Annotated in this window: 19 protein-coding genes; 9 read left to right on the top strand and 10 right to left on the bottom strand. The window is 58.8% G+C overall.

The window, feature by feature from the left end:
• Positions 1-3 precede the first annotated feature (3 nt).
• The 3 genes from AC07ZE_RS08110 to AC07ZE_RS08100 all read left to right on the top strand — a co-directional run bounded on the left by AC07ZE_RS08110 (position 4) and on the right by AC07ZE_RS08100 (position 3,080).
• Entirely contained in the window at positions 4-537 is a 534-nt protein-coding gene (locus AC07ZE_RS08110; protein WP_207263092.1) for a tripartite tricarboxylate transporter TctB family protein, read from the top strand.
• Positions 534-2,063 carry a tripartite tricarboxylate transporter permease gene (locus AC07ZE_RS08105; protein WP_207263090.1) on the top strand — a complete coding sequence of 510 codons (1,530 nt, stop codon included), beginning with the start codon at positions 534-536 and terminating at the stop codon, positions 2,061-2,063. The genes AC07ZE_RS08110 and AC07ZE_RS08105 overlap by 4 nt, the downstream gene beginning before the upstream one ends.
• 69 nt (positions 2,064-2,132) lie before the next feature.
• Complete coding sequence (locus AC07ZE_RS08100; RefSeq protein WP_207263088.1) at positions 2,133-3,080, top strand: LysR family transcriptional regulator; 948 nt, start codon at positions 2,133-2,135, stop codon at positions 3,078-3,080.
• 26 nt (positions 3,081-3,106) lie between these two features.
• Here AC07ZE_RS08100 and AC07ZE_RS08095 read toward each other — a convergent pair whose 3' ends face one another.
• Positions 3,107-3,970 carry a DMT family transporter gene (locus AC07ZE_RS08095; protein ID WP_207263087.1) on the bottom strand — a complete coding sequence of 288 codons (864 nt, stop codon included), beginning with the start codon at positions 3,968-3,970 and terminating at the stop codon, positions 3,107-3,109.
• Positions 3,971-4,420: 450 nt separating this feature from the next.
• On the opposite strand from AC07ZE_RS08095, the gene AC07ZE_RS08090 reads away from it, so the two are divergent.
• Positions 4,421-4,966 (top strand): hypothetical protein, encoded by a 546-nt coding sequence (locus tag AC07ZE_RS08090; protein WP_207263084.1) that lies wholly within the window; start codon positions 4,421-4,423, stop codon positions 4,964-4,966.
• A 35-nt stretch (positions 4,967-5,001) separates the two neighbouring features.
• The gene (locus AC07ZE_RS08085) at positions 5,002-5,163 is read left to right on the top strand and encodes a hypothetical protein (protein WP_207263082.1); all 162 of its coding nucleotides are present in this window, start codon (positions 5,002-5,004) and stop codon (positions 5,161-5,163) included.
• 50 nt (positions 5,164-5,213) lie between these two features.
• Here the strand turns inward: AC07ZE_RS08085 and AC07ZE_RS08080 are convergent, their stop codons facing one another.
• Both AC07ZE_RS08080 and cysK read right to left on the bottom strand, forming a co-directional pair.
• Positions 5,214-6,152: an aspartyl/asparaginyl beta-hydroxylase domain-containing protein gene (locus AC07ZE_RS08080; protein WP_207263080.1), complete on the bottom strand. Its 939-nt coding sequence runs from the start codon at positions 6,150-6,152 to the stop codon at positions 5,214-5,216.
• A gap of 263 nt (positions 6,153-6,415) precedes the next feature.
• On the bottom strand, positions 6,416-7,390 hold the full coding sequence (cysK, locus tag AC07ZE_RS08075) for a cysteine synthase A (RefSeq protein ID WP_207263078.1): 975 nt from the start codon (positions 7,388-7,390) through the stop codon (positions 6,416-6,418).
• 98 nt (positions 7,391-7,488) lie between these two features.
• Here cysK and AC07ZE_RS08070 point away from each other — a divergent pair, with 98 nt between their 5' ends.
• The 3 genes from AC07ZE_RS08070 to AC07ZE_RS08060 all read left to right on the top strand — a co-directional run bounded on the left by AC07ZE_RS08070 (position 7,489) and on the right by AC07ZE_RS08060 (position 10,856).
• Positions 7,489-8,595, top strand: coding sequence for a DUF748 domain-containing protein (locus AC07ZE_RS08070; RefSeq protein ID WP_494990427.1), 1,107 nt, complete (start codon positions 7,489-7,491; stop codon positions 8,593-8,595).
• A gap of 221 nt (positions 8,596-8,816) precedes the next feature.
• Positions 8,817-9,662, top strand: a complete 846-nt coding sequence (locus AC07ZE_RS08065) for an AAA family ATPase (protein ID WP_207263075.1) — start codon at positions 8,817-8,819, stop codon at positions 9,660-9,662.
• A gap of 15 nt (positions 9,663-9,677) precedes the next feature.
• Positions 9,678-10,856: a vWA domain-containing protein gene (locus AC07ZE_RS08060; protein ID WP_095195517.1), complete on the top strand. Its 1,179-nt coding sequence runs from the start codon at positions 9,678-9,680 to the stop codon at positions 10,854-10,856.
• A gap of 100 nt (positions 10,857-10,956) precedes the next feature.
• Here the strand turns inward: AC07ZE_RS08060 and AC07ZE_RS08055 are convergent, their stop codons facing one another.
• The 4 genes from AC07ZE_RS08055 to AC07ZE_RS08040 form a co-directional block, all read right to left on the bottom strand.
• Positions 10,957-11,883, bottom strand: a complete 927-nt coding sequence (locus AC07ZE_RS08055) for a 5-oxoprolinase subunit C family protein (RefSeq protein WP_207263074.1) — start codon at positions 11,881-11,883, stop codon at positions 10,957-10,959.
• Positions 11,880-12,584, bottom strand: coding sequence for a 5-oxoprolinase subunit B family protein (locus tag AC07ZE_RS08050; protein ID WP_207263073.1), 705 nt, complete (start codon positions 12,582-12,584; stop codon positions 11,880-11,882). The genes AC07ZE_RS08055 and AC07ZE_RS08050 overlap by 4 nt, the downstream gene beginning before the upstream one ends.
• Positions 12,581-13,333 (bottom strand): 5-oxoprolinase subunit PxpA, encoded by a 753-nt coding sequence (locus tag AC07ZE_RS08045; protein ID WP_095195514.1) that lies wholly within the window; start codon positions 13,331-13,333, stop codon positions 12,581-12,583. Before AC07ZE_RS08045 ends, AC07ZE_RS08050 begins: the two co-directional genes overlap by 4 nt.
• 73 nt (positions 13,334-13,406) lie before the next feature.
• A complete protein-coding gene (locus AC07ZE_RS08040; RefSeq protein WP_095195513.1) occupies positions 13,407-14,693 on the bottom strand; it encodes an MFS transporter in 1,287 nt (428 codons plus the stop codon).
• Positions 14,694-14,839: 146 nt separating this feature from the next.
• On the opposite strand from AC07ZE_RS08040, the gene AC07ZE_RS08035 reads away from it, so the two are divergent.
• Complete coding sequence (locus AC07ZE_RS08035; RefSeq protein WP_207263072.1) at positions 14,840-15,754, top strand: LysR family transcriptional regulator; 915 nt, start codon at positions 14,840-14,842, stop codon at positions 15,752-15,754.
• Between the two features lie 54 nt (positions 15,755-15,808).
• Here AC07ZE_RS08035 and AC07ZE_RS08030 read toward each other — a convergent pair whose 3' ends face one another.
• The 3 genes from AC07ZE_RS08030 to AC07ZE_RS08020 are packed head-to-tail and all read right to left on the bottom strand — an operon-like array spanning position 15,809 to position 17,670.
• Positions 15,809-16,351: a DUF2937 family protein gene (locus AC07ZE_RS08030; protein WP_095195511.1), complete on the bottom strand. Its 543-nt coding sequence runs from the start codon at positions 16,349-16,351 to the stop codon at positions 15,809-15,811.
• Positions 16,352-16,363: 12 nt separating this feature from the next.
• Positions 16,364-17,140, bottom strand: a complete 777-nt coding sequence (locus AC07ZE_RS08025; RefSeq protein WP_207263071.1) for a class II glutamine amidotransferase — start codon at positions 17,138-17,140, stop codon at positions 16,364-16,366.
• A gap of 32 nt (positions 17,141-17,172) precedes the next feature.
• Complete coding sequence (locus tag AC07ZE_RS08020; RefSeq protein ID WP_207263070.1) at positions 17,173-17,670, bottom strand: MFS transporter; 498 nt, start codon at positions 17,668-17,670, stop codon at positions 17,173-17,175.
• Positions 17,671-17,867: the final 197 nt, after the last annotated feature.

Raw genomic sequence — 17,867 nt, 5'->3', positions numbered from 1 at the left:
TTCATGTCCCATTCTTCGGATTCACCGGCGCTGATCGGCACCCGCTGGGTTGAACTCGGCCTGACACTGTTCACCACCCTGATTGGCGTGGTGGTGATGTTCGGCAGCATCGAACAAGGTATCGGCTGGGGTGATGCCGGCCCCGAGCCGGGTTACTTCCCCTTCTATATCGGCCTGCTGTTGAGTGCCGCGAGTGTCGCCAATGGCGTATTGACGCTGGTGCGCTGGCAAACGCTCAGTGTTGCCTTTGTCAGTCACAGTGCGTTCAGCCAAGTGCTGTCGGTGTTCGTGCCGATTGCGTTGTTCGTCGGTGCGATGCCATTCACTGGCATTTACCTCGCTTCGGCGGTGTTCATCGCCTGGTTCATGTGGCGTGACACCACCCGCGCCAAGCCCTACGGCAAATGGATGATCGCTGGCGTGTCCCTCGGCGCGGTACTCGCCAGTTACCTGATTTTTGCGTTGTGGTTCAAGGTCCCGCTGGATGCCGGCCCGATGGGCGACTGGATTGCCCTGGCCGGGAGAAACTTCAAATGAGCGAATTCGATTCCCTGCTGCAAGGCATGAACCTGATCCTGACCCCGGGCCACATCGGCCTGATGGTGGTCGGCGTGCTGTTGGGCATTCTGGTCGGCGTGTTGCCTGGCCTCGGCGCCCCCAATGGCGTGGCTCTGTTGCTGCCACTGACGTTCACCATGTCGCCGGTGTCGGCGATCATTTTACTGTCGTGCATGTATTGGGGCGCGCTGTTCGGCGGTTCAATCACCTCGATCCTGTTCAACATTCCCGGCGAGCCCTCATCGGTGGCGACGACGTTCGACGGCTACCCGATGGCCCGTGAAGGTCGTGCCGCCGAAGCCCTCACCGCCGCGTTCAGTTCGGCACTGATCGGCGCTCTGGCCGGGGTCTTGTTGCTGACATTCCTGTCGACCCGGATTGCCGAGTTCGCCATGTCGTTCAGTTCGCCGGAGTTCTTCGCGGTGTACCTGCTGGCGTTCTGCACTTTCATCGGCATGAGCAAGAACCCACCACTGAAAACAGTCGTGGCAATGATGATCGGTTTTGCCATGGCGGCAGTCGGCATGGACACCGTGTCCGGCAACCTGCGCTTGACCTTCGACCAGCCGATCCTGATGACCGGCATCAGCTTCGAAGTGGCGGTGATCGGCCTGTTCGGCATCGGTGAAATCCTTTGCACGGTGGAAGAAGGCCTGGTATTTCGTGGCGAGCATGCGCGCATTACGCCGATGGTGATTCTGCGTACCTGGGCGAAACTGCCACGTTACTGGTGGACCATTGTGCGCAGCACCCTGGTGGGTTGCTGGATGGGGATTACCCCTGGCGGTCCGACAGCAGCCTCGTTCATGAGCTACAGCCTGGCACGGCGATTCTCGAAGAACCGTGAGAATTTCGGCAAGGGCGAACTCGAAGGCGTGATCGCCCCGGAAACCGCCGACCACGCCGCTGGCACCAGCGCCCTGTTGCCGATGCTGACCCTGGGCATTCCCGGTTCAGCCACGGCGGCGGTCATGCTTGGCGGCCTGATGATCTGGGGCCTGCATCCCGGCCCGACGCTGTTCGTCGAACAGCATGATTTTGTCTGGGGCCTGATCGCCAGCATGTACCTGGGTAATGTGGTAAGCCTGATCGTGGTGTTGGCCACCGTGCCGTTGTTCGCCTCGATCCTGCGCATTCCGTTCTCGATCATCGCCCCGATCATCATCATGGTGTGCGCCATCGGTGCGTACTCGGTGCACAACTCGTTTTTCGACGTGGTGCTGATGCTTGGCTTCGGCGCGCTGGGGTATCTGTTCAAGAAGCTTGGCTACCCGATTGCCCCACTGGTACTGGCCGCGGTGCTCGGCGACAAGGCCGAAGATGCATTCCGCCAGTCGATGCTGTTCTCCGACGGACAATTGGGGATTTTCTGGTCCAACCCGTTGGTGGGCAGTCTGACCACGGCGGCACTGCTGATGCTGTTCTGGCCATTGATTTCCAAGGCGCTGCAAACCCTGATGGGCCTGCGAAAATCCCCTGTCGCCAAGCCAAAATCGGTGCTTTGACACAGCAATGCTGGCAACGCCTGACATTTGTTGTCAGGCTTGCCGCAGTCTTTTCTGCGAGCGCGGCCCATGACCCGAATTCCTGTTGCCAATGTGATCCACAGTCGACTGCGTCTGCGCCAACTGCGCCTGATGCTGGCGTTGCAGGAATTCGGATCGTTGCGCCGTGCCGCCGACCACATCGGCATGACCCAGCCGGCGGCCACCAAGATGTTGCATGAAGCCGAGGACCTGCTTGGCGTTGAACTCTTCGAGCGCCTACCCCGGGGCATGCGTTCAACTCCGTTCGGGGAAACCGTCATCTACTACGCACGCATGGTCTTCGCTGAACTCAGCGGCATGCGCGAGGAACTGGTGGCGCTCGAATCCGGCAACCTTGGCCGAGTCGCCGTCGGTGCGATTCCGGCGCTGGCGTCGGGCCTTCTGACCCGCACCATCGCGACCTTGAAACAGAGCCATCCGCGGTTGTCCATGAGCATTCAGGTCGATACCAGCGACGTGCTGGTGCAGGCACTGTTGCAGGATCAACTGGACATCGTGCTGGGGCGGATTCCGGCCGGTGCCCGGGCCGAGGAATTACTGTTCGACAGTCTCGGCGAAGAAGCCTTGTGCGTGATTTGCGGCGCACAAAACCCGTTGGCGCAAGAAAAGCAACTGAGTTGGGCCGAGTTACAACATCAGACCTGGGTGCTGCAACAGCATCCCAGCCCGATGCGCTCGATCATCAATCAGGTGTTCCACAACGCACGGGTCGATATCCCCAGCAGCATCGTCGAAACCACTTCGATCATGACCTTGCTCTCATTGATCCAGCAGACCGACATGCTTGGCGTGACGCCGGTGTCGGTGGTCGAGGATTATCCCGGCCGCGATTTGCTGGCCGTGTTGCCGATCAAGTTCGAAGCGCGATTGCCCCCCTACGGGCTGATCACACGGCGTCACCGCATTCAATCGTCAGCGATGCAGGCGTTCATGAATTCGGTGCGGGCCGAGCATGCGCATTCGATCCCTTTGTAGGAGCGAGCAAGCTCGCTCCTACACACTCACACTGTTTTACGGAATACAAACACCAGACCGACGATGATCAACAGCATGCCCAGCATGCTCAACGTCGCCAAGCGATTACCGAAAAACAAGTAATCCATCACCGCCGTCACCGCCGGCACCAGGTAAAACAGGCTGGTGACATTCACCAGGTTGCCCCGGGCGATCAAGCGGTACAGCAGCAAGGTCGCCAACACCGACACCACCAGCCCCATCCACAACACCGGCACGATAAAACCGCTGCTGTGCTCGAAGTGAAAGGGTTGGAACGGTACGAAGATCCCGCACAGCAACAAACCAGCCAGATACTGCACCGGCAGCGTGCCGAGGGGATTGTCGGTGATGCGCTTCTGCATGATCGAACCGAACGTCATGCTCGCCAGCGCCAGTAAACCGAAGAGCATCCCGGCCCATGACATGCCGGCCAGACCGATGCCCTGGAAAACCACCATGATCAACCCGGCCAACCCAAGCGCCAAGCCAAACAGGCGGCTGGCTGATCGCTGACGCTCCATGATCACCACCGTGAGAATGGGTTGCACCCCCATGATGGTCGCCATCACACCGGGTGTGACTTTCAGGTCCAGGGCCAGCAGATAAAAAATCTGATAAGCCCCCAGCAACACGATCCCGGTGGACATCGCGTAGAGCATCGGCCTTCCACCCTTGGGCAACTTCAGCTTGAGCAATGGCACCAGCAACAACAGACCGCACAAGGCAATGACAAAGCGCACCAGCAGAAAGGCAAAGGGCGCCGCATGGGCCAGCCCCCATTTGGAGAAGATCGCCCCGCTGCTCCACAGCAGGACGAACAGGCTCGTAGAAGCCGCCGCGAGCGCGGACTTTTGAGTAAGGACAAACATGAGTACCACCTGTAGTCAGGCAATAAAAAGCCAACTCAGCCGAAGCTGAAATTCAGTAGTTGTGTTCAGGTGGGCGCGGGGGAACAGCAAAAAAGCTGATCAGCCCGAAACGCCAACGCCCGGCGGTGATACGACTGCGCACACCGGCGTGCTACTGACAGGTGGTGGGTAATGACTGATCTGCACAGGTTGCTGATTCCCGCACGGCACGACGCCAGCGTTGACCGCTGAATCGACTACCGCGTTGATCCGGGATGCAGGCATTGGGCTGATCTTTTGTAGAGGGATGAAAAAGTGGCTTCGGGAACTCACTGTGCGCCGACTATAACCAGCGCGAGACATGGATTGCAATGACTTGGTCAAAGGGCCAGCAACGACAGGCTTCGCTCGGATATCTAGGCTTGGGATTCACTGCAATGCCCAAGAGGGAAATGGAATGCAAGAGATCACATGCCAAGGGAACGGACTCATCTTCGGTATCAGTTGTACAAATCACAGGCCAGAAAGCTTGCCGGCATTGCCATTGCCCAGTTGCAAGATGAACTGGAACGAGCCTGCCCTACGACACTCGACTTATCGAAGGTGCGATTTGAACCGATCGACACACAGGCATTGGACGCAAGCGAGCGCTGGGATGATCCGCATTTTTCATGGCGTGAGATTGTTGGATGGAAAGCGAAGGAACCTTTGGCCCTGGATCTATCCATCTGGTTCGATGAACAACTGTGCGGGCTTTGCTTTGCCAATCCAAATAACAGTCGGCAGCGAATCCGCATCGTACGACTGGAGGGACGGCCAGGAGAGGTTCACCCTCTGAAAAAGCGTATCGCCACGCTGTCAATTCTGGTCATTGAACACTACGCGGCAATTATCGGGAGTAGATTTATTGAAGTGCAGGAGCCTCTGAAAGGTGCAATTCCTATCTATCAGCAACATGGCTTTTACTTCGATGCTGAACGACGACTTGTCAAAGCGTTGGAAAGCCTTGTATCGTAAAAACTGCTCAATTAACGATCAATAGCGGAGCGAAAATGAGTAAATCCAGTAAGAAATCTCCTTCAAAAAAACACTCATCCGCATTGGTCAGAAAGCAGACTGCTCTTGTGCTTACTGACAGCCAACGACGCATTCTACAAATACTTGCGACCGGCATCGAAGGCGAAGAACCTAACGTGCTCGCCGGACGTCGATGAATTCACAGCAAAAAACGCCCGAAAAGAGCGTTTTTTTGCTGTGATCGGACTCATCCAAACACCCAGTACCCCAACAACATCAGTACCACCACTGCCAACACCGGACGCAGCACGCGATACGCCTTGGGATTGCGCCGCTTCCATTGCTTGACCGCGCCACTGACTTTGTCACTGGAGTTCTTGCTCCACGCGTAAACCTGATTGATCCCGCCCACACGCTCGTCATCCAGGTTTTGCGGCGCAGTCGCACGGCCCAGAACAGCACTGATCGAGCGGTTGATGCGGGTCATGAAGCGGTTGCTCAGCGGCCGTTCGATGTCGCAAAACAGAATGACGCGGGTCTTGTCGGTTTCGTTCTTGACCCAATGCACATAGGTCTCATCGAACATCACGTCTTCGCCATCGCGCCAGGCATACGCCTGAGCGTCGACAAAGATGCGGCAATCGTCGGAGTTGGGGGTCGACAGGCCAAGGTGGTAACGCAGGGAGCCGGCGAACGGATCGCGGTGCGGGTTGAGATGACTGCCGCCCGGCAGCAGGGCGAACATGGCGCCTCTGACGTTGGGAATGCCGCTGACCAGCGCCACGGTTTTGGGGCACAGGAGTTCAGCTGAAGGCAATGGTTTGTCGTACCACTTGAGGTAGAAGCGCTTCCAGCCCTTCTTGAAAAACGAGCCGAAACCGGCATCGTTGTTCTTCTCGGCGGCGCGGATATACCCCTCGTCGAACAGGTGCATCGCTTCGTCGCGAATGACTTCCCAGTTGTCCTTGAGCACGTCAAGTTCAGGGAATTTGCTGCGGTCCAGATAGGGTTTGGAAGGCACGCGGGAGAACAGGTACATCAATGCGTTATAGGGCGCGAACAGCGCAGAATGGTTGACGAATTGACGCAAGACCGGCAACCGCACCTTACCGCGCAAATGCACATAAAGCGTACTGCCGAAGAACAGCAGCAACACTGACGTCTTCGCGGCAAACGAAAGGGTCATCAACATCTCCTTGATAATTGACACTTTGCACAACGCCATTTACCCGACGTTGCAGCCGGCATGATAAACACTACCCACTTCGGGAATAACCCGCCTCTTCCAACATTCAGTGTTAAGGATTGTGCAATAAACCCTTCTTGACACAAGGCGGCTGAACGTCCGCTGAACTGCATCACGCTATTGACTCAGAAACTGCTGCGCGGTCCATCGCGGGTAATCCTTGCCCGCAATGGCATCTGAATCGGCGCTGCGTACCCCAAGCGTTACTGCTGGTTCTCCTGCTCGGTAAACAAATCGCTGAACAGCATGCTCGACAAGTAGCGCTCTCCAGAATCCGGCAGAACCACCACGATGGTCTTGCCCTGCATTTCCGGGGTCTCGGCCAATCGAACCGCCACCGCCATCGCCGCGCCGCAGGAAATGCCGCACAGAATCCCTTCTTCCTGCATCAAACGCAGGGCCATGGCCTTGGATTCCTCATCGCTGACCAATTCCACCCGGTCGACCATCGACAGGTCCAGGTTCTTCGGCACAAAACCGGCACCGATACCCTGGATCTTGTGCGGGCTGGGCTTGATCTCTTCACCGGCCAAGGCCTGGGTGATCACCGGCGAAACGGCGGGTTCGACCGCCACCGAGATGATCGGTTTTCCCTGGGTATTCTTGATATACCGCGAAACGCCGGTGATGGTTCCACCCGTTCCGACGCCTGCCACCAGCACATCAACGGCACCGTCAGTGTCGTTCCAGATCTCGGGCCCGGTGGTTTTTTCGTGGATGGCCGGGTTGGCCGGGTTATCGAACTGAGCCGGCATGAAGTATTTGGACGGATCGCCGGCAACGATTTCACCCGCCTTTTCGATGGCGCCCTTCATGCCCTTGGCCGGTTCAGTCAGCACCAATTCCGCACCCAGAGCCTTGAGTACCTTGCGTCGTTCGATGCTCATGGACGAAGGCATGGTCAGCATCAGTTTGTAACCCCGAGCGGCGGCCACGAAGGCCAGGCCGATGCCGGTATTACCGGAGGTCGGTTCGACGATGGTCATGCCAGGCTTGAGTTTTCCGGTGCTTTCGGCGTCCCAGATCATGTTTGCGCCGATCCGGCACTTGACCGAATACCCAGGGTTTCGCCCTTCGATCTTGGCCAGGATGGTCACACCGCGCGGCGCGATTCGGTTGATCTGCACCAGCGGTGTATTGCCGATGGAATGGGCGTTGTCTGCGAAAATACGACTCATGGCTGGGTCCTTGATACAGCATTTATTAAGCGCATCAAGGTATGCCTGTTGCCCGCGGGCGTCCAGTCAGGTCGAACGTCCGGTTATCAGCGCAGTCAATGGCTTTAGATCGCCAGAGATTTGCCACCATGAAACGTCAATACAGCTGGCCCCTGTGGACACTCTGCGGCCTTGCTGTGCTGCTGATAACCCTGCACTTCGCCCTGCCCTGGCTGGTGCGCGACTACCTCAACGAAAAACTGTCGGACATGGGCGACTACCGGGGCCAGATTGCCGACGTGGACCTAGCCCTGTGGCGCGGTGCCTATAAAATCAACGGCCTGAAAATCGTCAAGGTCGACGGCAAGGTGCCAGTGCCCTTCGTTAATGCACCGTTGATCGATCTTTCCGTCAGTTGGCGTTCCCTCTGGCACGACCACGCCGTGGTGGCCGAAGTGCAGTTCATCAATCCCGAAGTGAATTTCGTCGACGGCGGCGCGAACAAACAGAACTCCCAGACCGGTGAGGGTACCGACTGGCGTGCGCAATTGGGAAAACTGTTGCCGATCACCTTGAACGAAGTGCGGATCAATGACGGCAAAATCAGCTTTCGCAACTTCAATTCCAAACCACCGGTGAACATGAACGCCACCAAGGTCGATGCCAGCATCTACAACCTGACCAACGTGGTCGACACCAAAGGCAAGCGCGACGCCCGTTTCGAAGGCAAGGCGCTGCTACTGGGGCATGCACCGCTGGAAACCACCGCTACGTTCGACCCGCTGAGCAATTTCGAAGACTTCGAGTTTCGATTGCGGGTCAGGGACATCGAGCTCAAACGCATGAACGATTTCGCTTCGGCCTACGGCAAGTTCGACTTCAATGCCGGCCACGGCGACGTGGTAATCGAAGCGAAGGCCCAGAAAGCCAAATTGACCGGTTACATCAAACCGCTGCTGAGGGACGTCGACGTATTCAATTGGCAGCAGGACGTGGAAAACAAGGACAAAGGGATTTTCCGCTCCATTTGGGAAGCCATCGTCGGTGGCTCCGAAACCGTGCTGAAAAACCAGGGCAAGAACCAGTTTGCCACCCGAGTCGAACTGAGGGGCAACGTACACCGGCGAGATATCAGCGCGTTCGAGGCTTTTTTGCAGATTTTGCGCAATGGTTTCATCGAAGCATTCAACGCGCGATATGAACGCCCCAAACCGGATACGGATTAGCATCGGTGTAACGTTACAGCCACCCGTTTCTTCGGTGACCGGTGGCAGCTGCAATTGCTGGCTTGCCCCCAGGCCGAGTCAAGATGTGACGCCCCATTCAGAGACTGAATAAGCCGTCTGCGTTCACAGTCGACCGGGCACCGCGTTATAGTCGGGCCTGACCATTTATTGCGCCCCGCCCTGCCTCGTTCAGGTAGGCGTTACCGTTCGAGGATTAGCAGATGAAGTTCGAAGGCACCCAGGCCTACGTCGCCACCGATGACCTGAAGCTGGCGGTCAACGCCGCCATCACACTGGAGCGGCCGCTGCTGGTCAAGGGCGAACCGGGCACCGGCAAAACCATGCTCGCCGAGCAACTGGCCGAATCCTTTGGCGCCAAGCTGATCACCTGGCACATCAAGTCCACCACCAAGGCCCATCAAGGTCTTTATGAGTACGACGCCGTCAGCCGCTTGCGCGATTCGCAACTGGGCGTGGACAAGGTTCACGACGTTCGTAATTACCTGAAGAAGGGCAAACTCTGGGAAGCCTTCGAATCCGAAGAGCGGGTGATCCTGCTGATCGACGAAATCGACAAGGCCGACATCGAGTTCCCCAACGACCTGCTGCAAGAACTCGACAAGATGGAGTTCTACGTTTACGAGACCGACGAGACCATCAAGGCCAAGAAACGTCCGATCATCATCATTACCTCCAACAACGAGAAAGAGCTGCCGGACGCCTTCCTGCGCCGCTGCTTCTTCCACTACATCGCCTTCCCCGACCGCGTCACGCTGCAGAAGATCGTTGATGTGCACTACCCGGACATCAAGAAGGACCTGGTCAGCGAAGCGCTGGACGTGTTCTTCGACGTGCGCAAGGTACCCGGCCTGAAGAAGAAGCCCTCGACTTCCGAACTGGTGGACTGGCTGAAACTGCTGATGGCCGACAACATTGGCGAAGCGGTGCTGCGCGAACGCGATCCGACCAAGGCCATCCCGCCGCTGGCTGGCGCTTTGGTGAAGAACGAACAGGACGTGCAATTGCTTGAGCGTCTGGCATTCATGAGTCGTCGCGGCAGTCGCTAAGCAGAGGCCAACGCCATGTTGCTCAACCTGTTCAATGAAATGCGTGCAGCCAAGGTCCCGGTTTCGGTGCGCGAGCTGCTGGACCTGATCAACGCGCTGAAACAGCGCGTGACCTTCGCCGACATGGACGAGTTTTATTACTTGTCCCGGGCGATTCTGGTGAAGGACGAACGGCATTTCGACAAGTTCGACCGTGCATTCGGTGCCTACTTCAATGGCCTGGAAAAGCTCGACGATCACTTGCAGGCACTGATTCCCGAAGACTGGCTGCGCAAGGAGTTCGAACGCTCCCTGACCGACGAAGAGCGGGCGGCGATCCAGTCCCTCGGCGGCCTGGACAAGCTGATCGAAGAGTTCAAGAAACGCCTGGAAGAACAGAAGGAACGCCATGCCGGCGGCAATAAATGGATCGGCACCGGTGGTACCAGCCCGTTCGGTTCCGGTGGCTTCAACCCGGAAGGCATTCGCGTTGGCGACGCCGGCAAGCGCCAGGGCAAGGCGGCCAAGGTCTGGGATCAGCGCGAGTACAAGAACCTCGACGATTCGGTGGAGCTCGGCACGCGCAACATCAAGGTTGCCCTGCGCCGCTTGCGTAAATTCGCCCGTCAGGGTGCGGCGGAAGAGCTGGACATTGACGGCACCATCGACCACACCGCTCGCGATGCAGGCCTACTGAACATTCAGATGCGCCCCGAGCGTCGCAACACGGTCAAGTTGCTGCTGCTTTTCGATATCGGCGGTTCGATGGACGCTCACGTGAAGATCTGCGAAGAGCTGTTCTCGGCCTGCAAGACCGAGTTCAAGCACCTGGAGTACTTCTACTTCCACAACTTCATTTATGAATCGGTGTGGAAGAACAACATGCGCCGTACCTCCGAGCGCACGTCGACCATGGATTTGCTGCACAAATACGGCGCCGACTACAAAGTGATCTTCATCGGCGATGCCGCCATGGCGCCCTACGAAATCACCCAGCCCGGTGGCAGCGTCGAACACTGGAACGAAGAAGCCGGTTATGTGTGGATGCAGCGGTTCAGGGAGAAGTACAAGAAGCTCATCTGGATCAACCCGTACCCGAAAGACACTTGGGGCTACACCTCGTCGACCAATATCGTCCGAGATCTGATCGAAGATCAGATGTATCCGTTGACGTTGCGGGGGCTGGAGGAAGGGATGCGGTTTCTTTCCAAGTAATCTCGTTGTCCTTTCGGGCGCCTTCGCGAGCAGGCTCGCTCCCACATTGGATCTTTGCAGTTCATGAGACCCTGTGGGAGCGAGCCTGCTCGCGAAGCTTTTAACGGTTGCCGAATCGGCGCAGATACGCGACTTGTTCGCGATGCGCCACTTCCTGCACCACCGGCCGCAAACGCACCTGCGCCCCCGGCAGGCACTGCGCCAACCGAGCCAATGCCAGCGGCGTCAACGCTCCCAACCGCGGATAACCGCCAATGGTCTGCCGATCATTGAGCAACACGATCGGCTGCCCGTCCGGTGGCACCTGGACCGCGCCCAGCGGGATGCCTTCGGAAATCATCGGTTTGCCCTGGTACTGCAACGCCGTACCCAACAGACGAATGCCCATTCGGTCGGCGCGACTGTCGAGGGTCCATACGCTATTGAACGCATCGAACAGGCTCTGCCCGCTGAACTCACCGATTTGTGCACCGAGCACCAGGTCCAAAGGTGAATCGAGGCTCAGGTCCGGTCTTTGTTCTGGCGACAACTCCCGCAGCAGCATTACCGAATTGCCCGAATAGCTCAAACACGCGCCTTTACTCAGCGCACGGCCCATGCCATCCAGACCGCCGAGTTCTTCACGGACCACCGTCGAACTGCTGCCCAATACCTTCGGCGCATCAAAGCCGCCCGGCGCGGCCAGATAAGCGCGAGCGCCGAGCAATGGCTGGGTGAATTGCAAAGCCTGACCTTTATGCAGCCTGAAGCTGCGCCACGGTGCCAGCGGCTCACCGTCCACCTGCGCGCCCAGATCCGCCCCGGCCAGCGCCAGCACGCAATCGTCTTGCGCCACCACGGTGAACCCGCCGAGGGTGATTTCGATGACCGGCGCATGCAGCCCGTTGCCCAGCAGCCAGTTGGCCCAGGACATCGAGCACCAATCCAGGCCGCCACCTTGGGTCACCCCCAAATGTCGCACGCCGAATCGCCCGGCATCCTGCAACAGACACAGCGGCGTACTCGCTTCAATCGTCAAACGGCTCATGCCAGGGCCTCCAGAGGCGTGTCGTCACCACCCAGGCTGATGAATTCGGCATGGCCGACCGCTTCAAAGCGCACAGTGTCACCCGGCCGCATCAAGCTATAGCCGTCACGGTTGCGGTCGAACAATTTGGCCGGGGTGCGACCGATCAGGTTCCAGCCGCCTGGCGATACCACCGGATAGGCCGCTGTCTGTCGTTCGGCGATGCCGACACTGCCGGCGGCGACTTTCTTGCGTGGCGTGTTCAAACGTGGCGCGGCGAGCACTTCCTCCACCAGCCCCATGAAGGCAAACCCCGGTGCGAAACCCAGGGCAAACACCTGGTACTCGCGCCCGCTGTGACGGCGGATCACCTCCTCCACCGCCAGTCCGCTGCGTTGCGACAACAGCGCCAGTTCCGGGCCGACGCTCAAGTCGTACCACACCGGCAACACATGGCAGGTGCCGCGGGTACGCGCGTTGGGCGACAAATCGATCAAGGCTTCGGCGATCAGATCCCGGGCCTGAGCCGGGCTCAACGCGGTAAGGTCGTAATGCACCATCAAGGTCGTGTAGGACGGCACCAGATCGATCAGGTGTCCAGCGAACGCGGCCCGCAGGCTTTCACTGGCCGCCAGCATCCACGGCATGTTGGCTTCGGCGATTTCATCGAACAGACGCACCATCAGGCAATCGAGCGCGACCACTTCCACCCGCAGCTTCATGGCGCACTCTGCGCATTCAACGCTTCACGAATGCGTCGTACGGCAGCCACCGAACTGGCGTTGTCGCCGTGCACGCAGAGGGTATTGGCCTGCAAATGCAGAGCGCTGCCGTCGCTGGCGGTGAGGTGGTCGCCGCGGGCAATAATCAACGCCTGCTCGATGATTTTCTCCGGATCGTGATGCACCGCACCTGGCAAGCTCCGCGAAACCAGCCTGCCGGCGCTGTCATAGGCGCGGTCGGCGAAGGCCTCGAACCACAGGGTGACGCCGTACTCATCGCCCAACTGCTGCGCCGCACTGTTGTCGCGGGTGGCCATCAACATCAACGGCAAGCTGCGGTCATAAGCGGCCACGGCCTGCAGGACCGCACGCAACTGCGCCGGGTTGGCCATCATGTCGTTGTACATCGCGCCGTGGGGTTTGACGTAGCTGACCCGGCCACCCTGGGCCCGGCAGATGCCGTCGAGGGCGCCGATCTGGTAATGCAGAATGTCCTGAAGTTCCTGGGTGGCATAGGCCATGGAACGGCGGCCGAACCCCACCAGGTCCTGATAAGCCGGATGGGCGCCAATCTGCACGCCGTGGCTGAGGGCCAGGCTGACGGTCTTGCGCATGATGCTCGGGTCGCCGGCATGGAAACCGCAGGCGATGTTGGCGCAATCGATGAAGGGCATGACTTCCGCGTCCAGACCCATGGTCCAGTTACCGAAACTCTCGCCGATGTCACAGTTCAATAGCAGGCGGCTCACGATGAACACTCCTGTAGGCTTTATTCTTTTTAGCTGCAGGACCTATCCGTTGGACAGGTCCGCAGGTTATCCGTTACTGAGCGTCGAGTTGCTTGCCACGGGTTTCCGGCAGGCTCAGGGCCGCGAGGATCACCACGCCGTAGGACACTGCCGCAAAGGCACCGATGCCCACACTCAGCGGCACGGTCTGGCTGAGCAGACCGATCAGCAGCGGGAACAACGCCGCCAGCGCACGCCCGATGTTGTAGCAGAAACCCTGGCCTGAACCGCGGATGCGGGTAGGAAACAGTTCCGTCAGGAACGAACCCATGCCACTGAAAATCCCCGAAGCGAAGAAGCCTAGCGGAAAGCCCAGCCACAGCATCACACCGTTGCTGACCGGCAATTGGGTGTACAGCAAGACGATGGTGAACGAACCGACGGCGAACAGGATGAAGTTCTTTTTGCGCCCGAGGATGTCAGTCAGATAGGCGCTGATGACGTAACCGACGTAGGAACCGACAATCACCATCGCCAGATAACCGCCGGTGCCGAGCACGCTCAGACCGCGTTCGTTCTTCAGAAAGGTCGGTAGCCAGGAGGTGATCGCGTAGTAACCGCCCAGCGCACCGGTGGTCAGCAACGAAGCACGGATCGTGGTGAACAGCATGCCCGGAGCGAAGATCTCATAGAACTTCGAGGGGTTGCTCGGGGCTTCCTTGGCTTTTGCTTCGCGATAGATTTCCGGGTCTTTGACCAGGCGGCGGACGAAGATCACGAACACCGCCGGCACGATGCCAAGGATGAACAGTGCGCGCCAGGCGTCCTCCGGTGGCATGACCGAAAACAGCAACGCATACAGAATCGCCGTCAGGCCCCAACCCAATGCCCAACCGGACTGGACCATGCCCACGGCCTTGCCGCGGTCCTTGGCACGAATCACTTCACCGATCAGCACCGCACCGGCGGTCCACTCACCGCCGAAACCGAAGCCCATCAGGGTACGCGCGATCAGCAGTTGCTCGTAGTTCTGGGCGAAACCGCAGAGGAAGGTAAAGAAGGCAAACCACAGCACCGTCAGTTGCAGCGTGCGTACGCGGCCGATGCGATCGGAGAGAATACCTGCCACCCAGCCACCGATGGCCGAAGCGATCAGGGTGCTGGTGTGAATCAGCCCGGCCTGCCCGGTGGTGATGCCCCACATGGCAATCAGCGTCGGCACCACGAAACTGAGCATCTGGGTGTCCATGCCGTCCAGGCCATAGCCGATCTTGCAGCTCCAGAAGGTGCGGCGTTCCTGCTGATTGATGTTGCGATACCAGTCGAAAGGTCCCGGGCGAGCCGTGGCTTTCGGAATGGCTGTGGTGTCGGGCGCACTCATGGCAAATCTCCGCGCTGATTTTATTGGTATTGTTCTGAGCCCCGACGACGCCTATCGTGGGAACCGGATGGCCTGATTCTTGGGCGCGTCGCCCTGCCGCGTCCAACTAATAAAAACCCGCCTTAGGCATAAGAAATCTTTATCCCATGAACCTGAAGTTTCTCGAGACCTTTGTCTGGGTCGCCCGACTCAAGAGTTTCCGCCTCACCGCCGACAAACTCTTCACCACCCAGGCGTCGATTTCCAGCCGCATCGCCGTGCTTGAAGGCGAGCTCGGGGTGAAGCTGTTCCTGCGTGATTCGCGGGGCGTGAGCCTGACACCCGAGGGTCTGAAAGTGCTCGATTACGCCGAGCAGATGATGGACACCATGCAGGCGCTCAAGCACTCGATTGAAACCCGTTCGAGCAAGGCCGGACGTGTGCGCATCGGCGTGATGGACACCGTGATCCACACCTGGCTCAGCCCGTTGGTCGCGCAGATGACCGATCACTACCCCTTGGTGGAAATCGAATTGGTGGCCGATACGTCGCTCAACCTCTGCGATCAGCTGCAAAAAGGCTTCCTTGATGTAATCCTGCAAACCGATCTGTTGCGCCAGGAAAGCGTGCGCAGCCTGGAGCTGGCCAGCCACCCCATGGGCTGGATCGTCGCCAGCAACTCGCTGTACAACCGTGAGTATTCAGGCGTCGCCGATCTGGCCAACGAGCGGATCATTACTTACTCGAAAAACTCTCATCCGCATCAGGAAGTACTCGCCCTGATGCAGGCCAACGGCGTGATCGCGCCAAGGCTCAACTGCGTGAACTCGGTGTCGGCGATTACCCGGTTGCTGCGCGATGGTTTCGGCATCGGCGCCTTGCCACCGGTGCTGGTGGCCGAGGAACTGGCGCGTGGGGAACTGACCTTGCTGGACATCGAGCAGCGCCCGCCGAACCTGCAGGTGGTGGTGTCATGGCGGGTAGGTGCGGAATGGGTCGAGGAGATTGTGGCGTTATGTCAGCAGGTGCTGGAGGGATATGCGCGCAGGGTGGGTGATAAATACATCATGCTGGCTGATTGATCGCATCGTGTGGCGAGGGGATTGATCCCTTCGCCACAAGAACCGCGTCATTCGTTACAACCCCCGCAAATCCCGCTCTTCGATCGGACGGCTCTGGCGCAGGCGTTTGCCGCCCAGCACCACCCAGTCGATCAAGCGGAACAGGCATTCGATCCCGAACGACAGCAGCAACGCACCACTCATGCCCCAGATCATCGCTTCGGGCGTCAACAAAATCTGGTAGCTGTAGCCATTCCAGGTTTCCTTGCGAATATCCGGATCAGCGGCCAGCACCACTTGCAGCAAGCGGATGTACCACGGTCCCTGCATTGCCTGGAACTGCTTGTCCAGGGCCTGCTGGCGGGTCAACAGGTTGTTCAGGCTTTCGGCGTCGCTGCGAAAGATCGGGTCTTCACTGGCACGATAATGAGCCACCAGTGCCTGCATATCGCCCTTGAAGAACTGATTGGCGGTGCCCTGGAACCCGCTCAGACCGGTCTGCGCTTCAATCAGATGCGCTTCGACGCGCTTGGCGTAATCGTTGATGAACCCTGGCACCTGGACACCGATCAACAGGCCCGCCGCGAACAACACCAGCCGTAGATAACTGAGCAACATGGGAAGCAGTCCTTATTCGGTCATGCCCTGACTGACGCATTCACCACGTCGCCACAGGCTCCATTGGCCCGGTTCGTAGCGGGTCCAGGTTTCGTTTTCGGTCAAAGGTTCGGTAGCGATCACCGTGACCACGTCGTTGGGCGTGGTTTCGGCCTGAAAGTCGACGATCACATCGACATCCTTCAAGCGCGCCGGGCCGAACGGGGCACGACGGGTGATCTGCGCCAGTTTGGTCGAGCAGTAGCAGAACAGCCAGTCGCCATCGCTGAGCAGGCAATTGAACACGCCTTTACTGCGGTATTCAGCGCAAGCGGCCACCAGGTCCGGCAACAATTCTTCGACCTCGACCGGCTCGGGGAATGCAGCACGCACACGGTTGAGCACATCGCAGAACGCCGCTTCGCTGTCGGTATCGCCCACGGGACGGTAGAAGCTGGCAGTCGGTTGAAAATCCGCCAACTGGCCGTTATGGGCGAAACACCAGTTGCGGCCCCACAACTCGCGCACGAACGGATGGGTGTTGGACAAACAGACCTTACCGACGTTGGCCTGGCGGATGTGCCCGATCACCACTTCGCTCTTGATCGGGTAGCGCTGCACCAGGTTCGCGACTTCCGACTCACTGCTGGCTGCCGGATCCTGAAACAAGCGCAATCCGCGCCCTTCATAGAAAGCGATGCCCCAACCGTCACGGTGCGGACCGGTGCGCCCACCGCGCTGCATCAGCCCGGTGAAGCTGAACACAATATCGGTCGGGACATTGGCGCTCATGCCCAGTAACTCACACATGCTTGGACTCTCGCTTCAAACCTGGGGCAAGGTTACAGACGGGGTTCGACCCGCATACGCTGGGGATTGCTCGGCACTGGCGGGCGACCGTAGCGATCATCGCCGGCACCGCCGAACGGGTGTTCTTCTTCCGGTTCGTCGACACGGGCGGCGGCTTTGGCGGCATCGGCCTGTTCCTTGCGCGCATTGGCGGCGCGTTCGATGGGGAAGCGGATGGCCACGAACACCAGGTAAATGCCGAAAGCGATCATGCCGTACATGAACAGATCGGAAATGGCCCGCCATGCGTTATTGCCGACCTTGAACAACAGGTCCAGGGCGGTAATGGCGATGGCCGGGGCGACCTTCTCCTTCACCGGGTCGATAATGGTCGGGCTGAACAGCAGCACCGCCATCAGCAACCGCAGCGGTTCACGCAGCCAACGCCACATCCAGCGGGTGATGCGCATCCACACCAACAGGCAGCCCAAAGCGGCAAAGGCGTAGAGGCCCCAAGCGATCAGATAGTCGTTCTCGGTCATGGTGTCCATGGCAAGGCAGGCAAAGAGGCGCTTATGATAACGGCTTTTCGCACGTCAGGCTTGCTCCAAGCGCAATCCATGTGGGAGCGAGCCTGCTCGCGAAAGCGGTGGTTCAGTCAACATTGATGTCGAATGTGATGACCTCTTCGCGAGCAGGCTTGCTCCCACAGGTTTCCAAGCCCACTTTTACGTACATTGATCGAGAG

It is taken from the genome of Pseudomonas sp. GW101-3H06 (assembly GCF_059424605.1).
The sequence above is the reverse complement of the archived record's forward strand: the minus strand, read 5'-3'. Positions and strand labels throughout refer to the sequence as shown.